This is a genomic window from Idiomarina sp. UBA4206, assembly GCF_002383015.1.
Classification (GTDB): domain Bacteria; phylum Pseudomonadota; class Gammaproteobacteria; order Enterobacterales; family Alteromonadaceae; genus Idiomarina; species Idiomarina abyssalis.
In genome coordinates this window covers 20,170-28,421 of record NZ_DFTS01000060.1, presented here as the reverse complement: position 1 = coordinate 28,421, position 8,252 = coordinate 20,170, and the positions used below count along the sequence as shown (strand labels likewise).

The window sequence follows — 8,252 nt, the reverse complement described above, 5'->3', positions numbered from 1 at the left end:
ACACGCGCTTCTTCAACTTCACGCGCCTTTTCATTCACCAGGCTAACCTGCTGCTTAATGTCCGCTTTATTTTGCTGGTGAGCCATGACCGCTTGCTTATATGCTTCCTGAGCGCCAGCAATATCAATTGTGGGGTCTTCTACCAAACGCTGATAGCGGTCATTCATTTCCGCTAAAGCCGATTCGCGCTTTGACTCCAGTTCGCTATTGCGTTCACGCAAGTTTTGTAGCTTTTCACGCAGCTCACGCTCTTCTTGTTGAAGCGTATTAACGGTGCCAGAAACGTTCTCAAAGTCGCTCTCTAGAGTCGAAATTTGGTTAGCAATTTCTTCGACAGTCATCTCCTGCTGAGCAAGAGCCGTCGAGGCGAATGTCAATGTAGAGGCCATTACTAGGGCCAGTCGAGCCAATCGCATCATGTTCCCATTCCAAGCTTGAAAAAATAACAAAGCGGCGTAAAAGCCAAAGCTGTAATCGCGCTATAGTTATTGTAATAATATTGAACGTTCGTCAACGTCGCGCATTTTTCGTTTAAACTCTGCTTTATGCTATTTGCTTGTCAACAAAAGAGCAAGAGGCATTGTCATCGAATTGTCGATTATTCATCATAAATGACTCTACCAGCCTACTTCACGCCAGTAAATTTGGCGATCGCTGCCGCGATAAATACCGAATGTGCCCTCGGCTTGCGGGTTTTCATCAAAGTCGCCATCTCCTGACCAGTCATACTGTAAATATGCAGGCACTTGAGCCTCAAAAAGAAACGAGTAGGGCTCACTTTCTTGCTCCGATACCCAACGGAATAACTCGTTAATATCAACATCTGAGGGGTTCAGTAACCCATCCCTGACGCTAAGTTCGGCCGGCGTTGTTTCTAACGCCGGGTACGGTCCGGCTGTTAGGTCGTCGCGCAATTGAATGTCTGCGCGAGAAAATGTCGAGCAAGCATCCTTTTCATTTGTAACAAAGCTTTCGCCCTGCCAATATTCAACAGCTCCGGCAACTGGCATGACATCGCCCATACCCGCGTACGTATCTTGCAGGTTAACACGACCATAATATAGAGAGGAACTATCCAACCGGGCGGCCCCGTTCATTGCAGGTAGCTCACTATTTTCGAGTACCGAGTAGAAATTACCATCTTCTTGATCGTCGAGTTGCCATCCCAGTATGTAATTTTCATATGGACCATCGGGCTGCTGTGACAATAACCGGGACACAGTCACACTAGCGGAGCCTATAAATTGGCCGATGCCATTGTCCCATTGCCAGTCATTTGCCGGGTTTTCAGATACTGAATGTTCAGATAACGGCTCTGCCAGACCACTCTGGTCATCATAGGCATAAAACAGAGGTATGGCCTTCGCGAGCGAGCCATCATAATTTGCCGTTACTGCGCCGCTAGCATTAACCGCTCTTGCTGACAGTTCAATCAACTGCGGTTGCCCCATGTAATAAAAATCTGTGCAAGTACCGGCAAATTCCGCGGTCAATGGCTCAAACGCGAAAGGAATGAAGCGACCAATGTTATGATCAGTGATAACCGTTCCTGTGCCAAGATAATCTTGGTCCGCAATTTGAGCAGTAACTCTAGCATTGCCGACTTCGGTATAAGCCACTGTCGTATTATCAAAGCGAATCGATCCGATATCCTGCGCTACGAAGTTGCCGACATTCTCTATATTACCATCATTCTCTGAAGGCAAAACTGCATCTGCGATACTCGCTATATTCAGTGTCTCCTGTGGAGTTTCACGACCAAAATTCGGCGTTACCTCGCCACCCGCATTAACCGCTTGCAACGACATCGAGAACGCCTCGCCCGCCTTCGCCAGAATATCACCACTATAATTGCTCACGGTTTGTAGCGAGATTTCAGCCGGTTTATAGACAAAGTCGTTCGACACACCTTCAATCACTTTGCCATTAGGCAGTTGAGCTTTTGCGTGTAACTTCACCTGGCCAGCATCACCGTATTGAACCGTAAATAGATCCTCTCCATCAACAAAGTCTGTTACAACAGCTGTCCATCCTTCAACAACACCGCTGCCATTCTCTTCTAGTTCGTCGATTTGAGTGTTATCAACTGTCATTTGTGCATAAGGAAACTGAGTAAAGTCGCTACAGCTGCCTGGATTTACGCAATACATTCCCATATCGACTTCATTTACCTGTTCGGCCACGACTTCACAGGCCTTAGTTTCATCATTAAGTCGAACAACGGAAAGCGTACTGGAGAATGGCACTCCCGCAACCTGATTTGGAATCGCTCCAAACTTAAGACCGGTATCACTAAAGGTTATCTCACAATTTGAAGTTAAATTACCATTAACGTAACACTGCGTCGGGTTCAAAGCTCCTGGCGTTGTTTGAATATCATCAACGGCTAGCGTGTAGTCACCCGCTTCTAACTGGCTTAACTCAACATTTGCCGTAGGTGCTACTACAACTGGGTTCGGACTCCACTGCCCCGCACTCTGAGAAAGGTAGACCGTGCTGCTAACAGGTGAATAACTTGAACATGACTCATCCGCACAAGCTTCGATAGTCACTTCCGTAGCTTCACAAGTTAATGCCGGGCTTGTATAGGACAACCGATAATGATCAGGCACTACAACCGGAGGCTCTGTATTGCCAGCTTCACAAAAATTGCCGCCATCCAGAGGTTCATCAGGGGCTCCATACGCTATTGTTGGCGAGAAAAACCCCGGAAAACCAAAAGAACTGGCCTGGCCTGCCAAACTCAGCGCCCCGCTAACCTCACTTCTGTTCCAGGGGAAAATACTTTCTTCGAAATACAAATTACCCTGAACATAAATATAACCGTTAATTTCTACGTCTTTTTCTAAATATAAATCACCCGTCACAACCAGAATCAGTTCATCTGCGCTGCCACCGATATTAATCCGACGGCCGGACTGTATCGTTAAATCACCATCAATATAAACCCGCGACGTCTGCCCGTTTGTTGAGTAGTTTGCGCCAACATCACTAAAATCACCAACTCGCAAATAATCTATAGGCTGTAGCGTTCCCGGCAATTGAGAGTTCGAAGCTCTGTCTGGCAAGTCAAAAGGCAAAGGTACGCTATTGGCCGGGCTGAACCCTTGCGGCCATACTGCCGAACATTGAGGGCGGGTGTTCGCACATGGCCGTGTTTGGTAATACAGAACTGCAGCAGTTGTCGGCGTGAAAACTCCGTCACTCAAGTAGACTTCATCAATTTCTCCACGAAAACTATTTTGTGAACTGCCCTGACCACCAATATAAAGTGTGGGCGTTACTCTGTCGTTAAGTCTTGTATCACCAGAGTAAGAGTTGGTATCGAACAGTTCACCGTCAATATACAAATAAAGAACGTTATTGTCGGCATTGTAGCTCGCCGCTATATGATGCCACTGGTCATCAAATAAATTGCTCTGACCATTAAAGGCATTTCCCGCTTCAATTGTCAGCAGGTCACCATTTCTTTTACGTACTTCAAAGTATAATCCGCCGCCGTCGCTATCATCCTGCCGGTAGACTTCAAAACGCCCAGCATCTGTCTCTGTCGTGCCTTCCCCGAGCAGTAACAACGTCTGGTAGCTGTCGCTCGGGTTTTGTAACTCCGAGTCACCTTTAAACCAAAAAGCAACGGAAATGGTATTTGACTCCAGTGTCTGGTCGACACCCGGAACGCGCACCCGGTTGTCGCCATTGAAGCGACCATAACGGCAAGTACTCTCATCGTTTAAGGTTCTCGCGGGGTTAAAACCTGACGTAAACGCATTGCTTAACGCAATACCGTCATAAGAGTATGGTGAGCTATCGGCAACTTCTCCGGATGTACCACCCCACTGTAATTCATCAAACTGCCAGTAACCTATTGGATCGGGTAGGGTCTGCTGGCAGTCGCCTACGTTACCGGGGGTATTGCAAGTTTCGCCTTCAATCGTACCGCTATTATTAATTACCGGCGCGTTCACATCACCCGTTACTGTACTTCCGGAGCCTATTGTTACCGTCCCTGCGCTACTAAGGTCACCTTCAACCGTTACGTTGTCCCCTAACGTTATATCCCCACTTGAACTAATATCTCCGGTCACCGTGGTGCCGTCGCTTATGACGATGTCACCGTCACTGTCGAAGGACGCATTCACCGAACTGTTTTCACCAATAGTAGTTTGCCCTCCCGATAAAAACTGCATATCCAGAGACGGGCCTTTACTGTTAATTTGAACTCCGTCAGCGAAGTCAATGGCCTCAACGATAATAACAACGCCTTCATTGCCGGTGATTTCAATTTGATCGCCACTGTTGAGTGTTAAGGTTCCGCAGGTGTAAGTCGTTCCATTTTGCGTACAGCCCGGCAGACTTTGGTTCGGCAAGTTGTACTTTTTGGCGTCGGCACTTACCGTGACCAGAAGACACGCAACGGCTAGTAAAAATAAATAGCGAGCTTTCATTTTTAATTCCCCACTCGCGTTTCTATTTGCAGCTGCCTTGATGCTCGTTGCGAGCCAGCTTCACAAACCGCGGTTGATGTCACCACAAGATGAGTAAAGGTCTCGCTATCAGCATCTGTGTAATTCTGACTATCGCAACTTATGGCTGCGTTACACTGCTGAAGGCTCTGGTTACCTGCGAAGCTGTAACTGGTGCCATCAAAGCTGCAGTTGGTAACAGGGTCATTATTTAATGGATAGACTTCCAACATGGCTTGCTCCAGCCCCGACTGCGCAGCTAAATAACTACGCGCTCCCAGCACTTCGGTAACCACACTTTCTGAGGTCGTCCTCAGCAGACTGGATAACACAGCTACCAGACCTCCGAGCACAACAATAACGAACACCGCAATAACTAAGGTATTCCCTCGCTGTTTACCGAGTTGTCGTTGCTGTCTGTTATGGCGCATTAGGGATGTGCACCTCACGGTAATAAAATACTTGTTCTTCAGCGGCTTCGCCGAATTGAAGTTGCAGAGTAATGATATTATTACTTTGCTGGTTATTCGCTTCTACGTCAAAAACAGCGGTACTCATGTTAATGTCTTGCGCAATTAGGTTTTCAGGTGCAAAACCACCTGAGGGTATTGGTTGCGTTTGCTGCCAACCATAGCCGCTCACCCTATATAAGTTACCCGCATTTAAACAGAAGCTGACCGGAGGGCTGCCAATATAAGCTCTTTGCAGTGGCGACTCCTTCGCGAACTGACTTGATGACTCTAAAGGCAGAGTATTCTCAAAGCTGGTAGACACATAGCCACTTGCTAGCTCTGCATAACGTTGTGGGTTATCTGAGTAGATAAAGTTTGCCCTGGTGGCATAAATAAAAATACGCTCATCTCCGCTTAGGCTCCAGCTTATATTGTCTTCATCTGAGCTCCCGGCAAAAGTCACAAAGGTCATTTCGTCGGCAGAACTGGGTCGTATTGGAGTATCATAATAAACCCCGGCGACTTTTGCCGGCACAAACTCAAGGCATTGACCACTAACCCGTACACTATTTGGAACCGCCCCCCGCACTTCCCGGGTCAAACGCTCAATGGCAAAACGGCTTTTCTCTATGGTCTGCAACCGCTCAGCACCGGTCGAAAACATTTGCGCGCCAATGCCAATAAACTGAAAACTAAAACCCGCCACTATGGCCAGCAACACAATAACAATAATGAGTTCTATTAAGGTAAAGCCCCGTTGCGCTCTCATCACCAGTTCCCTTTTATGGAGCTGAACTCTATGCGCTCGTCTTGAGGAGTAATAACTGTGACCGTTATTCTTTTAAGTTCATTTGCATTTTTTTCTGTGACACAAACAAATGCCTCAAAACCATTGTAACGATTCGGTGAGGAGCCACTCAATTCATCTCCACTTAGCCTCAAGCCGTTATAGTCGTCCACATCATCAAACTGTTCTCGCTGAGCTTCTTCGGCATTTGGGGTGCTACCGTCACCAGGACACGGAGCCGGTGTTGTGCAGCTCCCCGAACCTTCAGAGCAGCGTTCATACTGATTACCGATATTAGAATTTTCATCAAACCGCCGGGCCATTATTTCATTCATGAGACTTTGCCCAACTTCCGTTGCCCTAATCTGCTGCCAGGGGTCCACACTTTGACGAAAGAGCTGGCCCAACCCGGTTGTCACCACCAAAGTAACAATAGCAATAACCACAATGCCGGCAATAAGCTCAATGAGTGTGAAACCTGTCTGTTTATTGCGCATCAATAAAGCCTTCTTTATTAATGCTAATGGTTCGGATTACGCCTAAGTTTTCGGTAATCGTTATTGTGCAACCGCCAGTACAACCTTGTGTTGGCTGCCCTAGTGCATTGAAGCCAATAGTTAGGCCTGAAGGTGAAAACGTGATGTCATCTAAATTGCTGAGCTGAAGGCTATTGTCTTCGCTGTAAGGCGGGGTACCCAAAGTGCTTTCTGTTACCGAAATACTATAATCATTCACAGTATCTTGCATTGCTTGCTGCTGAACGGCTCGCAAAATACCCATCGCTTGTAAGCGGGCTGTTTGGCTTTTTGTGCCAGAATCACTAATAAATAAGGGGCTAGCCGATACGGCTAAGATACCGATGATGACCAGTATGATGATGAGTTCTATAAGAGTGAAGCCTCGGGACTTCATAGTTAGCCTTTAAAAAGCCCACAGCTGAATGGCTGCAGGCTCCTAAAGTCGGATTTAACAGCCAGTCGTTACAATAGTAATTACTGGAGGGGTATTAGAATCAGCCGCATCTGAATATGTCGCGTAACAGTTCGTGTCGGTAATATCCCCTACCGCTGCCGTTGTAGGATCTACTACTTGATCACCTGGGGCAATTGAAATGGTACCGCTACCTGCAAAAAACGCCCAATCTGTTGTTACTGTAGTAGCAGGATCAACATTTGTTGCATCTAAATTGGCAGCAGTAACAATGCCTGCCTGTGTCGCTGCTGGATAACCGTTCACAGTAGCTACACCATTAACAGTCACCGGAGCAGCCGAAGTGCCATCCAAGTCATCATCAATCGCAGCTCTTGCATATACTGTCTGAGTCGCGCCCTGCATTGCCCCTTTAAGACCTTTCACAGTCGAAGTACGAGCATCACTAGAAAAGTTAATAAACTGAGGCGCAGCAGTTACAGCCAAAATCCCCAAAACTACGATAACAATGATCAGTTCGATCAGAGTAAAACCTTTTTGATTGCGCATAATTAAAACTCTCAATTGTTGTTTAAAAATATTTCTATATAGAAATTATTGGTTATTGCTGTGAATACTCACGCCGCCATTGCGTGGATTATAAACGAAAGCATTGCCCACTGTCAGATAATCATCACCCGATGGCGCTGTTGCTTCATTTTTTATGGTGTTCGTTAAATAATAAACACACATATCGTTACCCGCAGCACTATCCTGTGTCACGTAAGTAAAATAACGGGTCTGCTCAAGGTTACTAAAATCGGTTGTAACCGTTGGTGCTCCTTGCAAAATAGACTGCATAACACTTACACAGTCCTCAGCTACCAGATTTTCGTCGTGCGCTGCGTCGTTGTCACCGCTAACCGGGTATCCGGTATTGCCATCCACATAAAGCAGAATTTGGTCCAGCGATACTTCAGCCCCGGAACCCGTGCTGCTATCACCTTTCGGGCGTCCGCTAAGCTCCCACTCACCCCGAACAATGCCTACAGCACTGGCAAAACCGCCAGCTACGCCTTCAAGAGCTGCGTCTTCTGCGTCTGATGATACATCGGTAAACCGGGGAATAGCCGCGGCGGCCAATAACCCCAGAATAACCACCACGATAATCAGCTCTATAATAGTGAAGCCTTGCTGCTTTCTCATTTTAGTTCTCATACTAAAACTCCAGTGGAATCCATTTTATGACATTTCCTTAACACTTAACACCAGCTTTCTCTTTATTTTCGAACGACCTGACCCTGCTTATCGTGATAGCTAAACCAGGCCTGTTGGTTAACTTCGTAATAACAGCTGTTTAGTTCCGCTTTAGCCTGCAAAGCACTGGCTGGTATTTCACCGCCCAATTGCTGCCATAAGCGCAGGCAGCCTTGTTCAACCGAAGGCCAGCCCTGACTATTCATGACTATTTTCACTTGCTGCTTTCTGCTTTCATTCAGCAAGGCCACTTCTTTCGGCTTGCCGCGGCGCATCCATTCGGTGCGTGCCAGCCAAAGCGAGTCAATAAAACGCGATACTGCAATGTCTAACTCGGTTTGACGCCACTTTTGCGGCTCGTTAATAAGTACCATTCTGGCGGCC

General features: G+C 47.0%; 8 protein-coding genes and 1 pseudogene. All 9 read right to left on the bottom strand.

What is annotated here, in order from left to right:
- Positions 1–389 (bottom strand): annotated as a pseudogene (locus tag B3180_RS12420) (sulfatase modifying factor 1); the annotation flags it as partial.
- 228 nt (positions 390–617) lie between these two features.
- Positions 618–4,445: a DUF6701 domain-containing protein gene (locus B3180_RS12415; RefSeq protein WP_278358279.1), complete on the bottom strand. Its 3,828-nt coding sequence runs from the start codon at positions 4,443–4,445 to the stop codon at positions 618–620.
- Between the two features lie 2 nt (positions 4,446–4,447).
- Positions 4,448–4,894 carry a hypothetical protein gene (locus B3180_RS12410; protein ID WP_054489760.1) on the bottom strand — a complete coding sequence of 149 codons (447 nt, stop codon included), beginning with the start codon at positions 4,892–4,894 and terminating at the stop codon, positions 4,448–4,450.
- Positions 4,884–5,684 carry a PilW family protein gene (locus B3180_RS12405; protein ID WP_222236402.1) on the bottom strand — a complete coding sequence of 267 codons (801 nt, stop codon included), beginning with the start codon at positions 5,682–5,684 and terminating at the stop codon, positions 4,884–4,886. The genes B3180_RS12410 and B3180_RS12405 overlap by 11 nt, the downstream gene beginning before the upstream one ends.
- Positions 5,684–6,199 (bottom strand): type IV pilus modification PilV family protein, encoded by a 516-nt coding sequence (locus tag B3180_RS12400; RefSeq protein ID WP_054489754.1) that lies wholly within the window; start codon positions 6,197–6,199, stop codon positions 5,684–5,686. Before B3180_RS12400 ends, B3180_RS12405 begins: the two co-directional genes overlap by 1 nt.
- On the bottom strand, positions 6,189–6,614 hold the full coding sequence (locus B3180_RS12395) for a prepilin-type N-terminal cleavage/methylation domain-containing protein (RefSeq protein WP_286844887.1): 426 nt from the start codon (positions 6,612–6,614) through the stop codon (positions 6,189–6,191). The genes B3180_RS12400 and B3180_RS12395 overlap by 11 nt, the downstream gene beginning before the upstream one ends.
- Before the next feature lie 54 nt (positions 6,615–6,668).
- On the bottom strand, positions 6,669–7,181 hold the full coding sequence (locus B3180_RS12390; RefSeq protein WP_273023441.1) for a type II secretion system protein: 513 nt from the start codon (positions 7,179–7,181) through the stop codon (positions 6,669–6,671).
- 45 nt (positions 7,182–7,226) lie between these two features.
- Complete coding sequence (locus B3180_RS12385; protein ID WP_054489747.1) at positions 7,227–7,829, bottom strand: prepilin-type N-terminal cleavage/methylation domain-containing protein; 603 nt, start codon at positions 7,827–7,829, stop codon at positions 7,227–7,229.
- 62 nt (positions 7,830–7,891) lie between these two features.
- Positions 7,892–8,252: Type II secretory pathway component (locus B3180_RS12380; protein WP_286844882.1), on the bottom strand; the 361-nt coding region annotated here is incomplete at its 5' end.